The following is a 20,494-nucleotide window of genomic DNA, read 5'->3' as shown; positions in this document are numbered from 1 at the left end:
CTCGGACAGTGGGCCCTCTTAAAATGGGGGTCTACTGAAAGTAGAGATCAGCATGACTGCAGCACGCCGGCGTTTCACCCAGGAGTTCAAAGACGAGTTGTGCCGTGAGGTGATCAACACGTCCAAGCCCATCAAGGACGTTGCCACCACATACGGTGTCGGCCCCGAGACTCTGCGCAATTGGCTGAACAAATACCGCGAGGCCAACGGCGGCACTGAGACGGACCTGACGGTCTCGGAGCGGGCCCGCCTGAAGGAGCTCGAGAGGGAAAATCAGGAGCTGCGCGCGGAGACTCTGTTCCTGAAAAAAGCAGCCGCTTACTTCGCGCGGGAGCAGCGGTAGTGAGCAAGTACGAATACATCGACTCCCAAAAGACTGAGCCCGCCAACCTGAATTCGGTCGTGAAAATGTGCCGCTGGTTGGGAGTCTCAACGTCCGGTTTCTACCACTGGCTGACGCGCCCGCAATCGGCGACTGCCACCCGGCGCAAGGCACTGATAGCGCGGATCCAGCACTATTTTGAGGAGTCCGAAGGAACGTACGGGTATCGCCGAATCCATGCCGACCTCGCGGCGGAACAGATTGAATGTTCGCCCGAGCTTGTGCGGCAGGTCATGCGCCAGGAGGGCCTCCTGGCCTGCCAGCCGCGGCCATTCCGGGCGACCACCGAGGCCGACGCGTTGGCCGCGGCCAACATGCCTGACCTCGTCAAGCGTGACTTCACCGCCACACGTCCCGGGGTGAAGTTCGTCGGCGACATCACTTACATCCACACCTGGCAGGGGTTCATTTACCTGGCCACCGTCATTGACTGCTACTCGAAGAAGGTCGTCGGCTGGTCGATCGCCGATCACATGCGCACTGAACTCGTGGCGGACGCCCTCAACAACGCCGCCGCAACGACCCTGATCGAGCCTGACGCGATCTGGCACTCGGACCGCGGCAGCGTGTATACCTCGGCCGGGTTTCGGGCCTTGGTGACCAGTCTGGGGATGCGCTCATCGATGGGCCGCACGGGCGTGTGTTGGGATAACAGTATGGCGGAATCTTTCTTCTCGATGCTCAAGAACGAGCGTGTTTACCGGACCGTTTACGCCACGAAATCACAAGCACGCAGTGACGTTATCCGCTACATCGAGGGATTTTACAATAGTCGGCGCCGACACTCAGCGCTCGGTTACCGACGGCCTAACGAAGTCCACTATGGTTATCAACAGCCAGCCCTGGCAGCGTAGAAGAATTCACTAATTCCGCTGTCCGAAATCCTCGCGGCAGCTCATCGTTCGCTCGGACACGAACTGGCCGAGGCCCGGTGGCTGCTGCCAAGCTTCGTGGCTTATCTGGACACCCGCGGAGCGTCCACGGTGTCCATAGAAGCGGCACTGGACTGGGCGCAGCAATCCCCGACAGGCCAGCCGACGACCGTGGGGCCGCGACGGATGACGGCAGCCCGCGGGTTCGCCCGCTACCTGACCGGCATTTACCCCGGCACGGAGATCCCGCCGCTGGGTCTGATGCCGCATCGGCAAAGATGGCGCCGACCGTTCATCTACTCCACAGCCGACATCGAAGCTCTGATGGGCAGGGCCCGCGTCTTGATCCGGTCGCCGCTGCGGGCCGCGACCTACGAGACCCTGGTTGGCCTGCTGGCAGCGGGTGGTCTGCGGATCGGCGAGGCAATCAAGCTTGACCGCAGCGACATCGACTGGACCGAGAGCCTGCTGCTGATCCGCGAATCCAAATTCGGCAAATCCCGGCTGGTTCCACTCCACAGCACTGCCATGCAGGCACTGAGCGCATACGCCCAACTCCGCGACGAGCTCGAACCCCGACCGAAGGAGCCAAGCTTCTTCGTGTCCCAGACGCACAAACGCCTCTGCTACGCGGCCGTATGCCCGACATTCCGGCACCTGGTCGATGCCGCCGGGGTCGGGGACGGGGCGCCCTCGGCTCCGAGGCTTCACGATCTCCGGCACACTTTCGCGGTCCGAACCCTGCTCGGCTGGTATCGCACCGGCGAGGAAGTGCAGGCGAAACTCCCATGGCTATCGACCTACCTCGGCCACCGTGAACCGGCATCCACCTACTGGTATCTTTCGGCTGCGCCGGAACTGCTCGCCCTGGCCGCGGCACGCCAGAATACCGGCTGGACGGCGGTGCGATCATGACGCTGATCGCAGTCACACTGCAGATGTTCTTCACCGACCGGCTCACCCAACAGCGCCAAGCCAGCCCGCGGACCATCGCGGCCTACCGCGACGCCCTGAAGCTACTCCTGGAGTTCATCCACGCACGGACCGGCAAGTCGCCATCACAACTGGACTGGGACGACCTGAACGCGACCACAATCTCAGGATTCCTTACCCACTTGGAGAATGAACGGCACAACAGCGTCAGGACCCGCAACGTCTGCCTGACAGCAATCCGCTCACTTTTCTCCTACGCCGCCTTGCGTCATCCCGAGCATGCGCTGCTGATCCAGCGTGTTCTCGCCATCCCGCCGAAGCGGTTCGACAAGCGCACAGTGACATTCCTGACCCCGCCAGAGATCGACGCCCTCGTCGCGGCCCCGGACCAGTCCAGATGGGAAGGACGGCGCGACAGGGCCCTGATGCTCCTCGCCATCCAGACCGGACTGCGGGTCTCCGAACTCACAGGCCTGAACTGCGCCGATGTCACGCTGGGCACCGGCGCGAACGTCCGATGCGAAGGCAAAGGACGCAAACAACGCGCCGTTCCAATCACCACTCCCGTCGAGGGACTGCTGCGTTCCTGGCTGGCAGAACGAGCCGGAAAACCCCACGAGCCAGTGTTCCCGACCCGCACCGGGCGGCGGCTCAGCCGCGACGCCGTCGCGCTGCGGGTCAGCACCCACGCAGCGACCGCTGCCCGAACATGTCCATCGCTATCGGGCAAGAAAATCCACCCTCACGTATTTCGTCACAGCTGCGCGATGACCTTGCTCCAAGCCGGGGTCGACCCGTCGGTGATCGCCCTCTGGCTCGGCCACGCCGGAGTCCGTTCCACCGACGCCTACGTCCACGCCGACATCACCATCAAGGAGAAAGCCCTCGCCCTCACCACGCCAGCATCCGCGAGCCCTGGCCGATACCACCCACCAGACAAGATCCTCGCGTTCCTCGAGAGCCTGTAACTATGCCGACCCGCGACCGGCCCGGACCCCGCACACCAGCCCGACCTGGCGGACACCTCGGCATAGTCACGGGCTCGGCATAGGTCAATCTATGCGGACATCCGCATAGGTCGATGATATCGGGCTGTTGCCGGTCGGAACGGACGCGGCCGAGGGCCTCTATCGCCTCGTCGACGCCGCCTATGAGAAACGGTCCATCGCGGTTTCCTCAAACCTGCATCCCGCCGGCTTTGACGAGCTCATGCCCAAATCCCTCGTCACGGCGACCGTCGACCGGCTGCTGCACCACGCGCACGTCTACCAGACCTCAGGGGAATCGATCCGCCTCAGCCAGGCCCTGGGCGGAAAGGAGTCACACCAATGAACTAAACCCAGACCCCGACATGGCCAACACCACCGAACACCTGGGCGAGTTCAAGCGGGCATTTCTGCTGGCCGTGGGCACAAATTATTGGCCATTGACACTGCAGAAAACAGATCAGGTGGGGTGGCTTCCAAAGCTGTCTTCCGCCAAACGATGACCATTTGCCTTAGGAGACGTTGGAATTCCATACGTTGCGGCACCTTCCCCTGCCGACGGTAAGTATGGGAGGAGGACCTGGTCGTCATTGGGTCCGCCGCCCGGCACCGTGGAGCAGGGTGTCAACGACCAGCTCAGCCAGGGCATCGGTGTCGGCGTCTTCTGATCCTGGGGTGGGCCGCTGCAAGGCCTCGCTCATGAGGGCGTAGTAGACCTGGCGGGTCCACTCCAGGTCTGCGGCCGCGTCCAGTAGACCCTCTCGCCGTGCCCTGGTGAGTAGATCCATGCAGCGCGTGTTGATCCTCTCCCAGATTAACGCGGCGGCGCTGGTGTCTGCCGTGGGATTGCCGAGGGTGAATTTCCAGGCGTTCTTGGTCTTCAAGACGTTGGCGGTTACCCGGTACAGCGCCACCAAAGGTGGGGCTGTATCTGGCCTGCCCTCTTCGATGGCTTCGGCCAGCTGTTGTATGGCCGAGATCGCCAAGGCGTCGATGAGGGTCTGGCGGTTGGCGAAGCGGCGATGAACCGTGGTCCTGGCCACCCCGGCAGCGTCGCCGATCTGCTCCATGGAAGCGCCTGAATCATGGCTCAGCACTTGTTCTGCTGCTTCCAGAATTGCCCGCACACTTCTCTCTGCGTCAGCCCTTAGGGGTCTCGCCACAGTTCCTCCGATCTTCCTCCGTCCATCGTAACCGCTACCGTCAAGCCGCACCTAACCGAGCAAATAGAACAGAACTGTTGCAGTTCATTTAATAATAGCTACACTAGTGATAACTTTCACCAACCAGCAGCAGGAGCAGGCGATGACAACAGCACGGCAGGTAGCCCTCGTTACGGGTGCATCTTCAGGAATCGGGAAGGCGGCAGCTGCCGCCCTGGCGGAAGCGGGATACGAGGTCGTCGGGACCAGCCGCACCTCGGCAGGCGTCACGCCCGTCCCCGGAGTGACATTCGTTGACCTAGACGTCACCAGTGACGACTCCGTTGCAGCTGCAGTCCAAGAGGTCATCAACCGTTTCGGAAAGATCGATGTCTTGGTCAACAACGCGGGCATCGGGTCCTCGGGGGCAGCCGAAGAAAGCTCGCTTGACCAGGATCGCCGCGTGTTCGACATCAATGTGTTCGGCGTCATGCGGATGACCAAGGCGGTTCTGCCCCACATGCGCGCCCGGAAATCGGGGCGCATCGTGAATCTTTCCTCGATCGTCGGCTTCATTCCGCAGCCGTACATGGCCACATACTCTGCCTCAAAGCACGCGATCGAGGGGTACACGGAATCTCTTGACCACGAACTCCGGGAGCACGGTGTCCGCGCAGTCCTGGTGGAGCCGGCCTGGACCGACACCGATTTTGAAGCCAACAACCTGCAGGCCGACAAGCCCATGGACACTTACGCCAAACAGCGGGCGATCTTTACCGAGTACATGGCTGGCGCCATGAAGGAAGGCCATCCAGCATCAGTGGTTGCCGACGCAGTGGTTGCCGCCGCTCAGGATTCCAAGCCCAAGCTCCGATATGCCGCCGGCTCCCGCGTCCGGCAGGTCAGCATGCTCCGACGCTACGTCCCTGCATCGGCCTTCGACAGCCAGATTCGCAAGCTGAACCACTTGCCCAGCTAACTAACGCGCTTCCCAGCAACCTTTTTAATGAGCCACCCCGGCTCTCCGGCATCATTCGGCTGGGACAGGGCCCTGGGTCTTTGTGGAGGCTGTCATCTTACTCATCACCTTCGCCCACGGGGAGGACTTCTTCCACCTCCAGCAGCCCACGACGGTCGCCAAGTACATCCTGGACACTCTGAACATCTGACCCACCACAACCAGACAACCCCAACCAGACAAAAGGACACAAATGACAAAGCGCAATCCCATCCTGATCACCGGCGCGGCCGGCGAAATCGGTGGCGTGAGCAGGACGATGGTCAACATGCTGCTTGAACAAGGGCACCCGGTGCGCGCGTTCGTGCGACAGGACGACGAACGCGCGCAATCACTCCGCCAGGCGGGGCCGAGGTCTTCGTCGGTGACCTGCTCAACATCGCCGACGTGACAGCCGCACTGAAGGGCTGCCGACGCATCTACTTCAGCATGAGCCTGTCGCCGTACTACACCGACGCCGTCAGTCTGATGGCCGCGGCGGCGCGGGCCAAGGGCGACATCGAGGTCTTCGTCAACATCTCCGAGTACGAGCAGTGGTTCATGCCGTTCGAGAAGATGACCGCACCAGTCGAAGAACGGCGTTCGTGGCTCGGCGGACTCGTCACGGATTGGTCGCCGCAGCATCGGGCCCACTGGGTCGCCGAGCAGGTGCTGGACTGGTCCGGTGTGCCGACCGTCAACGTGCGGGCGGCCATCTTCGTAGAGAACCCCATCCTGACCTGGCTGGCGCTGGAGCCGCTGGGCAATGGCGAACTGCGCCTGCCCTTCGGCGCCCAGCGGTTCGCGCCCATCGCCGGTTACGACGTCGCGGAACTATGCACGAAGATCCTCCTCGACCCGGCACCGCACATCTCGAAGTCCTACGAGCTCACCGGTCCGGAACTGAAAGACATGCACGAGTTCGCGGAAGACTACGCAGCCGCGCTGGGACGCCAGGTCACTTACATTCCCGAAGATGTAGAAACCTGGAACAAGCAGTACGTGGACAGTGCCTTGGCCGCCCATCCACACGTTGCGGAGCACCTGAAGTCCCTGACGCGACTGGTCGCCGGCGGACGCTACGGCGCCGCCGGAGTCAGCGAACAGCTGGAGTCCCTGCTCGGGCGCCCGCCAAAGACCGTGCGGTGGGCGCTGGAGAACCATCCCCGCATCCGGAAGCTGGCGTCTGCCTGAGCCACTGAGCGGCCCCAGAGCAGAACAGTGACGCCGCACTGGAGTCCCCGGCTTGGGGACTCCAGTGCGGCTGGGAATAGAGGAGCGCCGCCCAGAAAATGCATGATCAAAGTAGGAATTGCGACCACGGTTATCTGAAGGAGGGTGTCGTGTCGGCTGAGAAGTTGGCTCTGAATCTGGAGGAAGTTAGTTTTGAAGATCCGCGTGCTGCCCGATTACTGGATCTGCTGAACAAGGAACTCCTCGCCCGGTACGCCACGGCGGAAGTGCCCACCCTTCCGGCTGCCGCCAGGTCTGCATTAAGCGTCCCGGCTGAAGACTTTGTCGCGAATGTCCTCGTCGTTACCTCCTTCGGGCACGCGATAGGGCACGGGGCACTTCGCCTGCTGGACGGGGAGTGGGAAGTCAAGCGTGTCATCGTTGACCCCGCAGCGCGTGGCCTCGGAGCCGCGACTCAACTCATGGCCGGACTGGAGCAAATCGCAGCTGCGGCTGGCGCCAGGCGGGTCATTCTTCAAACCGGTGGCAAACAACCAGAAGCAGAAGCCCTCTACCGAAAGATCGGCTACAGAGAAATTCCGGTGTATCCGCCCTACAACACGGCCATACCGTCGTCAGTCTGCTTCGAGAAGGAACTTGAGGGTTGAGTCCCAGAACCCGCAAGACCCGCAGAGAACCCAAGGAGGAAACCCCTATGTCAACCAACACGTCAGCGGAACGCTCGGAAACCTTCACCTGGAGGGATCCAGCAATGGCGCTCGAACAACTGCCACGACTGTCTGGTCTGGACTACTTTTCCGGGCTCCGCGACGGCAGCATTTCGCCGCCGCCGATCGCTTCCCTCATGAATTTCGATCTCGTCGATGCGGAGTACGGACACGTCGAGTTCGAGTGCTGGCCGGGAGAAGCGCACTACAACCCCCTCGGAAACGTGCACGGCGGGCTGGCTTGCACGCTCCTCGACACGGTGCTCGGCTGCGCAGCACACAGTACGCTGGAAGCAGGGATCGGCTACACCTCCATCGACCTGACGGTCAAGTACCTGCGACCCATCACGCTCCAGAAGGGTGCTCTTCGCGCAGAGGGGTCAGTCGTGAAATCCGGCTCGCGCGTGATATTCACCGAAGGCCACCTCAGCACCGCCAGTGGAGAGCTCCTCGCCACGGCGACGAGCACGCTGCTCATCTTCACCCACCAACCGGGCGCCCTGACATGATGACTGATACCGGTACCGATGTTGCGCTGACGCCTACATCTCAGGGTCGCGCCTTGTCCCCGGCCACCCCTTCGGGAATGCCGGCTTTGAGCCGCTTCGGCATTCCCTTGGCGCTTGCCGGTCTCGGCGGCGGCTGGTCGGCCGCGAGGAGCTCTCTCGGATCCCCGGTATGGCCGGAGGAAATTCTTTACGGAGCAGCCAGCTCTCTGTGGCTGGTCCTGACCGCCGTCTACGTGTTCCGTGGCCTTCGCAGAAGAGGAGCATTCCGGGCCGACCTGAGACATCAACTGGCGGGGCCCTTTGCATCCTTCATCCCACTGGTGGGGATCCTGCTTTCGTCGCACTGCAGCCAGTATCTGCCGCCATGGGGCGCCTGGCTGTGCACGGCTTTCATTGCCGCCCTTGCCATCGTCGCTGCCCAGCTCCTCGCTCACTGGATCACCGGCGGGGTATCCATGCAATCCATCCATCCCGGCTACTTGCTGCCCGTCGTGCGCGGATTCTTCGTTGCCAGCATCGGATTCTCAACCGTCCACGCCCATAGTGCGGCCATGGCCGCGTTTGGCATCGGCGCGTCCTTCTGGCTGGTCATAGGAACCGTCGTCACCGTGCGCCTGATGACGGGCGGCGAGCTTTGTCAGCTGCCCGTCGGGCACGAGGAACCTACGACAATCTCCCGGACCTTGAGCTGCCGCGAGGATTTCGGACAGCGGAATTAGTGAATTCTTCTACGCTGCCAGGGCTGGCTGTTGATAACCATAGTGGACTTCGTTAGGCCGTCGGTAACCGAGCGCTGAGTGTCGGCGCCGACTATTGTAAAATCCCTCGATGTAGCGGATAACGTCACTGCGTGCTTGTGATTTCGTGGCGTAAACGGTCCGGTAAACACGCTCGTTCTTGAGCATCGAGAAGAAAGATTCCGCCATACTGTTATCCCAACACACGCCCGTGCGGCCCATCGATGAGCGCATCCCCAGACTGGTCACCAAGGCCCGAAACCCGGCCGAGGTATACACGCTGCCGCGGTCCGAGTGCCAGATCGCGTCAGGCTCGATCAGGGTCGTTGCGGCGGCGTTGTTGAGGGCGTCCGCCACGAGTTCAGTGCGCATGTGATCGGCGATCGACCAGCCGACGACCTTCTTCGAGTAGCAGTCAATGACGGTGGCCAGGTAAATGAACCCCTGCCAGGTGTGGATGTAAGTGATGTCGCCGACGAACTTCACCCCGGGACGTGTGGCGGTGAAGTCACGCTTGACGAGGTCAGGCATGTTGGCCGCGGCCAACGCGTCGGCCTCGGTGGTCGCCCGGAATGGCCGCGGCTGGCAGGCCAGGAGGCCCTCCTGGCGCATGACCTGCCGCACAAGCTCGGGCGAACATTCAATCTGTTCCGCCGCGAGGTCGGCATGGATTCGGCGATACCCGTACGTTCCTTCGGACTCCTCAAAATAGTGCTGGATCCGCGCTATCAGTGCCTTGCGCCGGGTGGCAGTCGCCGATTGCGGGCGCGTCAGCCAGTGGTAGAAACCGGACGTTGAGACTCCCAACCAGCGGCACATTTTCACGACCGAATTCAGGTTGGCGGGCTCAGTCTTTTGGGAGTCGATGTATTCGTACTTGCTCACTACCGCTGCTCCCGCGCGAAGTAAGCGGCTGCTTTTTTCAGGAACAGAGTCTCCGCGCGCAGCTCCTGATTTTCCCTCTCGAGCTCCTTCAGGCGGGCCCGCTCCGAGACCGTCAGGTCCGTCTCAGTGCCGCCGTTGGCCTCGCGGTATTTGTTCAGCCAATTGCGCAGAGTCTCGGGGCCGACACCGTATGTGGTGGCAACGTCCTTGATGGGCTTGGACGTGTTGATCACCTCACGGCACAACTCGTCTTTGAACTCCTGGGTGAAACGCCGGCGTGCTGCAGTCATGCTGATCTCTACTTTCAGTAGACCCCCATTTTAAGAGGGCCCACTGTCCGAGAACTCCGCGGCAGCTCACCTGTTGGGTGAGCGCTACCCAAAGATGATCGGGAATAGTCGGATTGAGTGACCCGTGAGTGAAGGACCAGTCTCACCGTTTCGTTGAAGACCATCCTGAGAACTGGTGGTTACCGGTGGGAGGATCACGACGCGCAGCACGTGGCGTTCATCCCTGCTCGATATCCTCATGGCTTGGTGGGCTCAATTGAGGAGCCGCGTCTCGGCGGAGACAGACCTGGAGCCGCTGTTCAGGTTTGGAGATGAAATATTCCTGGCCGTGGGGGCCTGTTCAATGGCCACGTTCACGACCCAAGCGAGGAGCCGCATGGGGGCCGCGGCCTCCGTCACCGACATTCCGACGTGAACGAGTCAGAACAGCTATATCGGAACTGGCCGTCAGCCACGATCCAGGGCCACAAATAGTCAGCAGGTCATGTTGTCTCCGGCCCTAGCCGCCATGGACTGGTGAAGACGAAACCCACGGGAAGGACCAAGGACGAACTCCCAGAGGGAGTCTGTTCAGTCGGGACCCGGCTGGCCGGACTGAACCCACTCCCCCACACAACCGAACAGGGGCCCGGGAACCCACACACCCCCGAGAACCAGGTCAGAGGCAAGAGTGTGCACATTGTGCACACGGAAAAGTGCCAATTTCAGAGAAAAACACCTCTGAACTGCGGAAACACTGTGCCCGAGGTGGGATTCGAACCCACACACCTTTCGATACTGCATTTTGAGTGCAGCGCGTCTGCCGTTCCGCCACTCGGGCGCGGATCGCGCGCGAGTAACAATCGTAGGCTCAAACGGGTGTTGTGAGCAACGCGATTGCTTCCAGTGCGCGAAATTACTCTACATGCAGATAGGCTGAATTCCAGAATCGCGCCAGTGACGCCGCAATGAACCATGCAGATCCACTACAGCTGCGGGCGCACACCTCAGGCAGGTGCGTTCCCGCCGTACCTTTTCAAGGAGATCCCGTGTCAGAACAGACGGAGTCAAACCCCACGTCCAAGCCGGCGCGCCGGGTCATTGTTGCGGAGGACGAAACACTGATCCGCCTGGACATTATCGAGATCCTGCGCGGCGAAGGCTATGACGTTGTGGGCGAAGCAGACAACGGTGAGAAGGCCGTGCAGCTGGCTGAGGAGCTCAGGCCCGACCTGGTGCTTATGGACGTCAAGATGCCCGTGATGGACGGGATCTCAGCCGCGGAGAAGATCGTCAAGGCACGCATCGCGCCCGTGGTGCTGCTGACGGCGTTCAGCCAGAAGGAGCTCGTGGAGCGTGCGCGCGACGCCGGCGCCATGGCCTACGTGGTCAAGCCCTTCACCCCGGCGGACCTGATCCCCGCGCTGGAGATTGCGCTCTCCCGGCACGAAGAGATCAAGGCCCTCGAAAGCGAAGTCTCCGATCTGCAGGAGCAGTTCGCCACCCGCAAGCTGGTGGAGCGCGCCAAGAGCCTGCTGACCACCAAGATGGGCCTGACTGAGCCGGAAGCGTTCCGCTGGATCCAGAAGACCTCCATGGACCGCCGCCTCAGCATGCGCGAAGTGGCAGAAACCATCATCAATCAGGTCAACTAGCACCAATCGCTCCGGCTGACGGAGCAAAGGCAAAAAGGGAGGGTTCCCGCCAACCGGCGGGAACCCTCCCTTGTGTCTGTGCGTCTCACAACTGCCCAAGAAGACTCAGGCAGTCAGCGGCGCGCTGTTTACTTCTTCTTCTTTTCCGGCCACGGGCCGAGCTTTTCCTTGTTCGCGGACGGCTCGCCCAGGCGAGAGCTGTCTGCGAGGTCTCCCACCTTGTGTACCTTGAGGGAGTTGGTGGAACCGGCTTTCCCTGGAGGGGAACCGGCGGCGATGACCACCAGGTCACCGTCTTCCACGAGCTTCATCTCCAGCAGGCTGCGGTCCACCTGGGCAGTCATTTCGTCCGTGTGGCCGACCATCGGCACCAATACAGGCTGGATGCCCCAGGTCAGTGCCAGTTGGTTCCAGACCTGCTCCACCGGCGTAAATGCGAAGACCGGCTTGATGGGCCGCAGACGGGACAGTCGGCGCGCCGAGTCACCTGACTGGGTGAAGGTACAGATGTACTTTGCTTCCAGCTGGTCAGCGATTTCGACGGCGGCACGTGTGATGGCGCCACCACGGGTCTTGGGCTTGGTGCCCAGCGGAGGAACGCGCTCGAGGCCGTGGACTTCGGTGGATTCGATGATCCTGGCCATCACCTTGACGGTCTCGATCGGGAACTTGCCAACGCTGGTCTCGCCGGAAAGCATCACTGCATCTGCTCCGTCGAGCACCGCGTTGGCACAGTCGGATGCTTCCGCACGGGTGGGACGCGGGTTGTCGATCATCGATTCGAGCACCTGGGTCGCCACAATGACCGGCTTCGCCCAGCGGCGCGCGAGTTCAATGGCGCGTTTCTGGACAATCGGCACTTCCTCCAGCGGAAGCTCCACGCCAAGGTCACCGCGGGCCACCATGATGGCGTCAAAGGCGTCAATGATCTCGTGCAGCTGTTCGACGGCCTGCGGCTTTTCGATCTTGGCGATCACCGGTACGCGTCGGCCTTCTTCATCCATGATTTCGTGGACGCGGGTGATGTCTGATGCGTCGCGGACGAAGGACAGGGCAATGAGGTCAGCGCCACGACGCATGGCCCAACGGAGATCGTCCTCGTCTTTTTCACTCAACGCCGGGACGTTCACGGCAACACCGGGCAGGTTGATGCCCTTGTTGTTGGAAACCATTCCCCCGACGGTAACTACGGTGACTACCTTGACGTCGTCAACCTCGATGGCGCGGAGAGCCACCTTGCCGTCGTCAATCAGGAGGGCGTCGCCAACGTTGACGTCCTCTGTGAGACTTTTCAGGGTGGTTGAGCAGATCTCCTGCGTTCCGGGAACGTCTTCCGTGGTGATGGTGAAGATGTCCCCGACAGCGAGTGCGTGCGGTCCGTCGACAAAGCGGCCCAGGCGGATCTTGGGGCCCTGGAGGTCGGCCATGATGGCCACCGGCTTCTTCAGCTGCGCCGCAGCCTTACGGACGTTCACATACGTGTTGTCGTGCACGGCGTAGTCGCCATGGCTCATGTTCATCCGGGCGACATCGACGCCGGCTTCGAGCACCGCAAGGGTGTTCTCAAAGCTGGCAATTGCCGGTCCGAATGTGGCCACAATTTTTGCGCGTCTCATATACCTACCCTAGTAGTCTCTTGCATTGATTAAGTTGTTGTGGAGGTGAACTTCCGTCGACTCCTGATTGTGACTAGAGGACCGCGATGGCACGGTCAGTCGGCGCCACGGGGGCCGGCAGGATGGTGCTGCCCATGAGGAACTTGTCCACCGCAGCCGCACAGGCACGGCCTTCGGCTATGGCCCACACGATGAGTGACTGGCCACGGCCGGCGTCACCGGCAACAAACACGCCGTCGGTGTTTGTCATGTAGTACCCGTCGCGGGCCACGTTGCCGCGGCCGTCGAATTCTGCACTGACCTGCGCGGTGATTCCGGCAGGCTCCGCCCCGGTGAAACCAAGCGACAGGAGCACCAAATCCGCCGGAATGACACGTTCCGTGCCGGCCTTGGGCAGTCTGCGGCCGTCGACAAATTCAGTTTCGGCAACCTTGACTCCGGTAAGTTTGCCGTTCTCGCCCACGAACTCGACGGTTGAGGCGAGATACGTGCGTTCGCCGCCTTCTTCGTGCGCGCTGGCAACTTCAAAAAGCGTGGGAAAGGTCGGCCAGGGCTGGTTGCTGTTGCGCTCAACCGGAGGCTGCTTACCGATCGCCAGGGTCGTCACTGATGCCGCCTGGTGACGGTGGGCGGTGCCTAGGCAGTCCGCTCCCGTATCGCCGCCGCCCAGAATGACCACGTGCTTGCCCTTGGCGTGGATCTGATTCTCCACCTGCTCGCCCGCAACCACACGGTTGGCGGGGACCAGGTAATCCATGGCGTAGTGGACACCTTCAAACTCGCGCCCGGGAATCGGCAGATCGCGCGGCACGGTGGCTCCGGTGGCAACCACCACGGCGTCGTACCGGCGGCGCAGCTGCTCCCAGGTCACGTCCTGACCCACGGAAACCCCAGTCCGGAACCGGGTACCCTCCGCCTTCATCTGGTCGATGCGGCGGTCCACGTGCTCTTTTTCCATCTTGAAGTCGGGAATGCCATAGCGCAGGAGCCCGCCGATCTTGTCGTCCCGCTCGTAAACCGCCACCGTGTGGCCCACCCGTGTCAGCTGCTGCGCAACCGCCAGCCCTGCAGGGCCGGAACCGACGACTGCGACCGTCTTGCCGGTGAGCCGCGCCGGCGGCAGCGGGTTGACCCAGCCGTTCTCGAAGGCGTCGTCGATGATGGAGACTTCAACCTGCTTGATGGTCACTGCAGGCTGGTTGATTCCCAGAACACAGGATGCCTCGCAGGGTGCCGGGCAGAGCCGGCCGGTGAATTCGGGGAAGTTGTTGGTGGCGTGCAGCCGTTCAATGGCTTCCTCGCCCTTGCCCCGCCAAGTGAGGTCATTCCATTCCGGGATCAGGTTGCCCAGCGGGCAGCCCTGGTGGCAGAACGGCACACCGCAGTCCATGCAGCGGCCGGCCTGGCTCTTGAGGACACCCTTTTCCTGGGCCTCATAGACTTCCTTCCAGTCCATGATGCGGACCGGAACGGGGCGGCGGGGCTGGGTTTCGCGCTGACGTACTTTCAGAAATCCGCGTGGATCAGCCACCGGTCACCTCCAGGATTCGAGACCAAACTTCTTCGCCATCAGGGTCAAGACCCTCTTCGATGGCGTCGAGACGGGTTTGCAGGACGGCCGCGTAGTCGCGCGGCAGCACCTTGGTAATTCGGGCCGCGGTGTCGTCGAAGTTCTCCAGCAGCCGGGCCGCCAAAACGGATTCGGTCTCTTCAACATGCCTGACCAGCAGGGCGTGCACAATGTCGCGGTCCTCAGCGTCCAGGTCAAGCAGTTTCAGCTCCCCGGTTTCGAGCGCCTGTTTGTTGACACGGGTGCTCTGCAGATCCAGGACGAAGGCGGTACCGCCGGACATTCCGGCACCGAAGTTACGGCCAGTCCGCCCGATGATCAGCGTCTGACCGCCGGTCATGTACTCGCAGCCATGATCGCCAATGCCCTCCACCACCGCAGTGGCACCCGAGTTGCGGACCATGAAGCGTTCGCCCACCTGGCCGCGGAAGAACATCTCGCCGCTCGTGGCACCGTAGCCGATCACGTTTCCCGCGATCACGTTGCGCTCGGCCTGGAAAATATTGGTGCGGTGCGGGCGGACGATGATCCGGCCTCCGGACAGGCCCTTGCCGACATAGTCGTTGGAATCGCCATACATGCGCAGGGTGATGCCTGCCGGGAGGAACGCCCCCAGCGACTGTCCGGCGGTGCCAGTCAGGGTGATGTCGATCGTATCCGTGGCCAGAACATCCGTGCTGAACGTTTTGGTCACCACATGGCCCAGCATGGTACCCACCGAACGGTCGGTGTTGATGACATCAACCGCGATCTTCACCGGGCTGCGGTCGCTCAGGGCCTCCGCTGCCATGGCGATCAGGCGCTGGTCGAAGTGTTTGTCCAGTTCGTGGTTCTGGCCGGTCATGTTACGAAGCGGCGCGTCGTCGTCGAACTCGAGGCCGTGCAGGATCGGATCGAGGTCCAGCCCCTCAGCCTTCCAGTGGTTGATTGCCTCGCGGGTGTCCAGCATCTCGGCATGGCCGATCGCTTCTTCCAAGGTGTGGAAGCCGAGCTCCGCAAGGATCTCGCGGACTTCCTCGGCCAGGAACTCGAAGAAGTTCACCACGAACTCCGGTTTGCCGTTGAAGCGGGACCGCAGCTCCGGATTCTGGGTGGCAACTCCCACCGGACACGTATCCAGGTGGCAGACGCGCATCATGATGCAGCCGGAAACAACCAGCGGTGCAGTAGCGAACCCGAATTCCTCACCTCCCAGCAACGCTGCAATCACAACGTCCCGGCCGGTCTTCAGCTGGCCATCAACCTGCACTACCACGCGGTCGCGCAGGCCGTTGAGCATCAGGGTCTGCTGGGTCTCTGCGAGGCCCAGCTCCCACGGAACACCGGCGTGCTTGAGAGAGTTCAGCGGCGAGGCGCCTGTACCGCCGTCGTGACCGGAAACCAGTACGACGTCGGCCTTCGCCTTGGTGACACCGGCGGCAACTGTGCCAATGCCCACCTCGGAGACGAGCTTCACGTGCACCCGGGCCGAGGGGTTCGCGCGCTTCGCATCATAGATCAGCTGCGCGAGGTCCTCGATCGAGTAGATATCGTGGTGCGGGGGCGGTGAAATAAGTCCGACGCCGGGCGTGGAGTGACGCGTCCGGGCTACCCAGGGGTAGACCTTCTGGGCCATCAGCTGACCGCCTTCGCCGGGCTTTGCACCCTGCGCCATCTTAATCTGGATGTCGTCAGCGTTACTCAGGTACAGGCTCGTGACGCCGAAACGGCCGGAGGCGATCTGCTTAACCGCTGAACGGCGCTCCGGATCCAGCAGCCGGTCCACGTCCTCGCCGCCTTCGCCGGTGTTGGACTTGCCGCCCAGCCGGTTCATGGCGATCGCAAGAGTCTCGTGGGCTTCCTTGGAGATGGAGCCGTAGCTCATGGCGCCGGTGGAGAAGCGCTTGACGATGCTGGAGACCGGCTCCACATCCTCGAGCGGCACAGCGGGACGCTTCCCGTCCTTGAACTTCAGCAGACCCCGGAGGGTCATAAGGTTCTCGGACTGATCGTCCACGCCCTTGGTGTATGACTTGAAGATGTCATAGCGGCGTTCACGCGTGGCATGCTGAAGCCGGAAAACAGTCTCCGGGTTGAAAAGGTGTGGCTCGCCGTCACGGCGCCACTGGTATTCGCCGCCGCCCAACAGTGGCCGGTGCGGCTGTTCGATGCCGCCCTCGGGGTAGGCCATCTGGTGCCGCGCGGAAACTTCCGCGGCGATGACGTCCAGGCCAACGCCGCCCAGCTGGGAGTGTGTGCCGGAGAAGAATTCGTCGACCAGTTCCTGGCCGAGGCCGAGCGCCTCGAACGTCTGGGCACCTGTGTAGGACGCCACCGTGGAGATGCCCATCTTGGACATGATTTTCAGGACGCCTTTGCCAAGCCCCTTGATGAGGTTGTACACCCCGTCCTGGGGCGTGACACCGACAACATCACCGGTACTGATGAGCTGTTCCACGGATTCCATGGCAAGGTACGGGTTTACTGCTGACGCGCCGAAGCCGATCAGCACTGCCACGTGGTGTGTTTCGCGGACATCGCCGGCTTCGACCACGAGGGCGGTCTTGGTGCGGTTGGCACTGCGCAGCAGATGATGGTGCACGGCACTGACCAGGAGAAGCGACGGGATGGGCGCCCATTGGGCGTTCGAGTCGCGGTCAGAGAGAACGACGTACTGGACGCCACGGTTGATGGCACCTGAAACCTGCTCGCAGATCTCTGTCAGCCGCGCACGGAGCGCATTCTCGCCGCCTTCCGGGCGGTACAGTCCGCGGACCTTCATGGCTACTTTGTCGCCGTCGGGACTTTCGATATTCGCAATCTTGGCGAGCTGGTCGTTATTGATCACCGGGAACGGCAGTGAAACCTGTGGCTGGCGGACCTGCTTGACATCCAGCAGGTTGCCGTTGGGGCCGATGGCACACATCAGTGAGGTAACCAGCTCCTCGCGGATGGCGTCCAGCGGGGGGTTGGTCACCTGGGCGAACGACTGCACAAAGTAGTCAAACAACAGCCGTGGCCGTTTGGACAATACGGCCACCGGGGTATCTGACCCCATGGCGCCCAGTGGCTCTGCGCCGGTGCGTGCCATCGGGCCAAGCAGGATCTTCAGTTCCTCTGTGGTGTAACCGAACGTCCGCTGGCGGATGTTCACGGACGCTGCCGTGTGAAGCACATGCTCGCGCTCGGGCAGGTCCTTAAGGTCGATCAGGTTGTCCTTGACCCAGTCCGCCCACGGGTTGGCGGCTGCAACTTCGGCCTTGACCTCGGCATCGTCGATGATCCGGCCGGCATCCGTGTCCACGAGGAACATCTTGCCGGGCGAAACACGTCCCTTCTTGACCACCTTGGAAGGTTCGACGTCGATCACGCCGACCTCGGAGGCGAAAATGATCAGGCCGTCCTCGGTGATCCAGTAGCGGCCCGGACGCAGTCCGTTGCGGTCCAGCGTGGCACCGACCAGATTGCCGTCCGTGAACGAGACCGCAGCCGGCCCGTCCCACGGTTCCATCAGCAGCGAGTGGTACTCATAAAAAGCCCGGCGTGCCGGATCCATGGTGGCGTGGTTTTCCCAGGCTTCCGGGATCATCATCATGATGGAGTGTGTGATGGGGCGCCCGGAAAGCCACAGCAGTTCAGCAACCTCATCGAATGACGCAGAGTCAGAAGCACCCGGTGTACAGATGGGATAGAGCTCTTCCGGGGAATCGCCCAGCAGCGGGTTCGCCAGCTGGGACTGGCGCGCCCGCATCCAGTTCCGGTTGCCCTTGACGGTGTTGATCTCACCGTTGTGGGCAATGGTGCGGAACGGCTGGGCCAGCGGCCAGGACGGGAAAGTATTGGTGGAGAAACGTGAGTGGACAATCGCCAGCTTCGTCTTGAAGCGCTTGTCTGAAAGGTCCGGGTAGAACGGCTCGAGCTGCGCAGTGGTCAGCATGCCCTTGTAGACGATGGTGCGCGAGGACAGCGACGGGAAGTAGACACCGAACTTGTTCTGGGCCCGCTTGCGGATCCGCCAGGCGCGTGAATCGAGTTCGTTGCGGTCCAGCTGTTCGCCGGTCGATGAGGCAAAGAAGGGCTGCGAGAAGTACGGCATGCAGGCGCGTGCCATGGCACCCACCAGGTCAGCGACGATGGGGACTTCACGCCATCCAAGGACGGTCAGGCCCTCGTCAGCGGCGAGCCCCTCGATGCCGGCTTTGGCGGCGTCCGATTCGCGCTGTTCAGCCGGAAGGAAGGCGGTACCCACCACGTATTGCCCGGGCGCCGGGAGCTCAAATTCACTCACGGCACGGAAGAATTCATCCGGCACCTGCATCAGCAGGCCGGCGCCGTCACCAGTGCCTTCGTCGGCGCCCACAGCGCCACGGTGCTCCAGGTTGCGCAGGGCCGTCAGGGCGGCATCAACGATGTCGTAGCCGGGTTCGCCCCGCAGCGTGGCGATGATCGCAAGACCACAGGCGTCCTTCTCGTGCTCCGGGTTGTACAGCCCGCGCGCCTCCGGAAGCGCCGCGAACCGTTTAAACGGTGACACAACGGCGTCTGGCTGGTTCGGTTCCGACCAACTGGGGCCGTGAAGAATTTGGGTCATGGGAGACGTCCTTCCTCCTGATCGTGCGTATGGAAGGGACAACGTTGGCCCCACTCAGAGCGCCGGTGTGATGGGCACAACAAAGCGTTACTTATTGGAATTGTAGGCCAGCCGGGGCTGCAGAACTAACAGTTACGCAGGCCTCTGACCCGGGCTTGCCCGGTTGGCAGCTCTGTGCTGTCCGGGCTGGGCCCTGATGCCACGACGCTGTGGTGACGGGCTCTCCGAGTGGTAACTCTGCTGCCCTGCCTTGCCGGTGCTGGACTACCTGGTGCTGTCAGCCTCCGGCGCGGTTCCTGTGGCTTTGTGACCGGAAATTCCGGCTGCCGGTGAGTCCGTGACGGGCGTATTGCCGCCGGTGGACGCCTGCACCCCTTCCATTGAAGAAGAAGGGTGGCCTGGACCGCTTTGGTTATCAGGGAGATTATCACGCGATTCACTATCTGAGACAGCAGAGTCCGTATCCCGGACGGTATTGATTTCCGCCGGATCTGTGTCCGCCGCGTCCGTAGTATCATCTTCGGCGTCCGCAGTGTCCTCTGCCGCGTCCGCGGTGTCCTCTGCCGGCTTCCGGCCCGGCAGGTAGGGGCTGTCCGGACCGGGCCGCTTGCGCAGCCCCAGCAGGACGAACACGATCAGCGCTGCGACAAAGACAAAAATACTTGTCCAGACGTTGAGCCGCGCGGTGACACCAAAGAGAGTGATCCGCTCGGCGTCGTCGATCCGCATGGCTTCGATCCATACCCGGCCGAGAGTGTAGTACATGGCGTAGATCCAGAAAAGCCGTCCACGGCGGAAGTGGAATCTACGGTCGAGGGCAAGCAGGATTCCGACGCCAACAAGGCTCCACAGTGACTCGTACAGGAAGGTGGGATGAAACAGTGTTCCGGCCGGCATGCCCGCCGGGAAGTTGGCGTTGTCGGCATCAATCTGAAGGCCCCAGGGCAGCGTGGTGGGGCTGCCGAACAGCTCCTGGTTGAAGTAGTTTCCCCAGCGTCCGATTGCCTGGGCCAGCAACAGGCCTGGCGCCGCAGCGTCCAGGAATGCAGTCAACTTGACCCCTGCCCTGCGGCATCCGATCCAGGCGCCAAACGCGCCAAGGACAACGGCACCCCAGATCCCCAGGCCACCTCGCTGGATTTGCGGAATCAGAGAGAGATCGCCGGTGCCGTCAAAACCCGGACCGAAGTAGGCATCCGGAGAAGAAACCACGTGGTAGAGCCGGCCTCCGATAATACCGAAGGGAATGGCCCAGATGACGATGTCCCACACGCTGCCTTCCGGCGTTCCGCGCTTGGCCCAGCGGGCCGAGGTCAGCCACAGGCCAACAATGATTCCCGCCAGGATGCACAATGCATAAGCGTGGATCCGCAGGGAACCCCATGGCAGCGGGATGTCGAACCCAGACCAGCCCGGGCTCGGAATGCTTGCGGGAACCATCGCCGCAGCGTGGATGAGGGTCTGCATCGC

At 62.2% G+C, this 20,494-nt stretch carries 17 protein-coding genes and 1 tRNA gene; 11 read left to right on the top strand and 7 right to left on the bottom strand.

Going from position 1 to position 20,494, the window contains the following annotated elements; genetic code table 11:
- Positions 1 to 52: 52 nt before the first annotated feature.
- The 4 genes from ACQCST_RS09940 to ACQCST_RS09925 all read left to right on the top strand — a co-directional run bounded on the left by ACQCST_RS09940 (position 53) and on the right by ACQCST_RS09925 (position 3,519).
- A protein-coding gene (locus ACQCST_RS09940; RefSeq protein ID WP_426995638.1) for an IS3 family transposase occupies positions 53 to 1,236 on the top strand; the annotation gives its coding sequence in 2 pieces (ribosomal slippage) (positions 53 to 314 and positions 314 to 1,236; 1,185 coding nt in all).
- Between the two features lie 96 nt (positions 1,237 to 1,332).
- On the top strand, positions 1,333 to 2,169 hold the full coding sequence (locus ACQCST_RS09935; RefSeq protein WP_426995644.1) for a tyrosine-type recombinase/integrase: 837 nt from the start codon (positions 1,333 to 1,335) through the stop codon (positions 2,167 to 2,169).
- On the top strand, positions 2,166 to 3,155 hold the full coding sequence (locus ACQCST_RS09930) for a tyrosine-type recombinase/integrase (protein ID WP_426995643.1): 990 nt from the start codon (positions 2,166 to 2,168) through the stop codon (positions 3,153 to 3,155). The genes ACQCST_RS09935 and ACQCST_RS09930 overlap by 4 nt, the downstream gene beginning before the upstream one ends.
- Before the next feature lie 127 nt (positions 3,156 to 3,282).
- A complete protein-coding gene (locus tag ACQCST_RS09925; protein ID WP_426995642.1) occupies positions 3,283 to 3,519 on the top strand; it encodes an ATP-binding protein in 237 nt (78 codons plus the stop codon).
- A 241-nt stretch (positions 3,520 to 3,760) separates the two neighbouring features.
- Here the strand turns inward: ACQCST_RS09925 and ACQCST_RS09920 are convergent, their stop codons facing one another.
- Positions 3,761 to 4,300 (bottom strand): TetR/AcrR family transcriptional regulator, encoded by a 540-nt coding sequence (locus tag ACQCST_RS09920; protein WP_426995641.1) that lies wholly within the window; start codon positions 4,298 to 4,300, stop codon positions 3,761 to 3,763.
- 178 nt (positions 4,301 to 4,478) lie between these two features.
- Here ACQCST_RS09920 and ACQCST_RS09915 point away from each other — a divergent pair, with 178 nt between their 5' ends.
- From ACQCST_RS09915 to ACQCST_RS09890, 6 genes are all read left to right on the top strand, one after another.
- Positions 4,479 to 5,294, top strand: a complete 816-nt coding sequence (locus tag ACQCST_RS09915; RefSeq protein ID WP_426986374.1) for an oxidoreductase — start codon at positions 4,479 to 4,481, stop codon at positions 5,292 to 5,294.
- A 232-nt stretch (positions 5,295 to 5,526) separates the two neighbouring features.
- The gene (locus ACQCST_RS09910; protein WP_426995640.1) at positions 5,527 to 5,724 is read left to right on the top strand and encodes an NmrA family NAD(P)-binding protein; all 198 of its coding nucleotides are present in this window, start codon (positions 5,527 to 5,529) and stop codon (positions 5,722 to 5,724) included.
- Complete coding sequence (locus ACQCST_RS09905) at positions 5,664 to 6,506, top strand: hypothetical protein (RefSeq protein WP_426999141.1); 843 nt, start codon at positions 5,664 to 5,666, stop codon at positions 6,504 to 6,506. The genes ACQCST_RS09910 and ACQCST_RS09905 overlap by 61 nt, the downstream gene beginning before the upstream one ends.
- A gap of 149 nt (positions 6,507 to 6,655) precedes the next feature.
- Positions 6,656 to 7,153 carry a GNAT family N-acetyltransferase gene (locus ACQCST_RS09900; RefSeq protein ID WP_354167870.1) on the top strand — a complete coding sequence of 166 codons (498 nt, stop codon included), beginning with the start codon at positions 6,656 to 6,658 and terminating at the stop codon, positions 7,151 to 7,153.
- A gap of 47 nt (positions 7,154 to 7,200) precedes the next feature.
- Complete coding sequence (locus tag ACQCST_RS09895; RefSeq protein WP_354167873.1) at positions 7,201 to 7,722, top strand: PaaI family thioesterase; 522 nt, start codon at positions 7,201 to 7,203, stop codon at positions 7,720 to 7,722.
- A 77-nt stretch (positions 7,723 to 7,799) separates the two neighbouring features.
- Entirely contained in the window at positions 7,800 to 8,441 is a 642-nt protein-coding gene (locus ACQCST_RS09890) for a hypothetical protein (protein ID WP_426995639.1), read from the top strand.
- 9 nt (positions 8,442 to 8,450) lie between these two features.
- Here the strand turns inward: ACQCST_RS09890 and ACQCST_RS09885 are convergent.
- Both ACQCST_RS09885 and ACQCST_RS09880 read right to left on the bottom strand, forming a co-directional pair.
- Positions 8,451 to 9,634, bottom strand: a protein-coding gene (locus ACQCST_RS09885) for an IS3 family transposase (protein ID WP_426995638.1) whose coding sequence is annotated in 2 segments (ribosomal slippage) — positions 8,451 to 9,373 and positions 9,373 to 9,634 — 1,185 coding nt in all. Because the reading frame shifts where the segments join, the coding sequence is not laid out codon by codon here.
- Between the two features lie 739 nt (positions 9,635 to 10,373).
- A tRNA-Leu gene (locus ACQCST_RS09880) sits at positions 10,374 to 10,454 on the bottom strand.
- A gap of 208 nt (positions 10,455 to 10,662) precedes the next feature.
- Here ACQCST_RS09880 and ACQCST_RS09875 point away from each other — a divergent pair.
- The gene (locus ACQCST_RS09875; protein WP_426995637.1) at positions 10,663 to 11,268 is read left to right on the top strand and encodes an ANTAR domain-containing response regulator; all 606 of its coding nucleotides are present in this window, start codon (positions 10,663 to 10,665) and stop codon (positions 11,266 to 11,268) included.
- Between the two features lie 128 nt (positions 11,269 to 11,396).
- Here ACQCST_RS09875 and pyk read toward each other — a convergent pair whose 3' ends face one another.
- From pyk to lgt, 4 genes are all read right to left on the bottom strand, one after another.
- Positions 11,397 to 12,884, bottom strand: coding sequence for a pyruvate kinase (gene pyk / locus ACQCST_RS09870; RefSeq protein ID WP_426995636.1), 1,488 nt, complete (start codon positions 12,882 to 12,884; stop codon positions 11,397 to 11,399).
- A 73-nt stretch (positions 12,885 to 12,957) separates the two neighbouring features.
- Positions 12,958 to 14,415: a glutamate synthase subunit beta gene (locus ACQCST_RS09865; protein ID WP_426995635.1), complete on the bottom strand. Its 1,458-nt coding sequence runs from the start codon at positions 14,413 to 14,415 to the stop codon at positions 12,958 to 12,960.
- Positions 14,408 to 19,024, bottom strand: a complete 4,617-nt coding sequence (gltB, locus tag ACQCST_RS09860) for a glutamate synthase large subunit (RefSeq protein WP_426995634.1) — start codon at positions 19,022 to 19,024, stop codon at positions 14,408 to 14,410. Before gltB ends, ACQCST_RS09865 begins: the two co-directional genes overlap by 8 nt.
- 264 nt (positions 19,025 to 19,288) lie before the next feature.
- Positions 19,289 to 20,491 (bottom strand): prolipoprotein diacylglyceryl transferase, encoded by a 1,203-nt coding sequence (lgt, locus tag ACQCST_RS09855; protein ID WP_426995633.1) that lies wholly within the window; start codon positions 20,489 to 20,491, stop codon positions 19,289 to 19,291.
- Positions 20,492 to 20,494: the final 3 nt, after the last annotated feature.

The sequence above is a fragment of the Pseudarthrobacter sp. N5 genome (genome assembly GCF_050157035.1).
GTDB lineage: Bacteria > Actinomycetota > Actinomycetes > Actinomycetales > Micrococcaceae > Arthrobacter.
The sequence above is the reverse complement of the archived record's forward strand: the minus strand, read 5'-3'. Positions and strand labels throughout refer to the sequence as shown.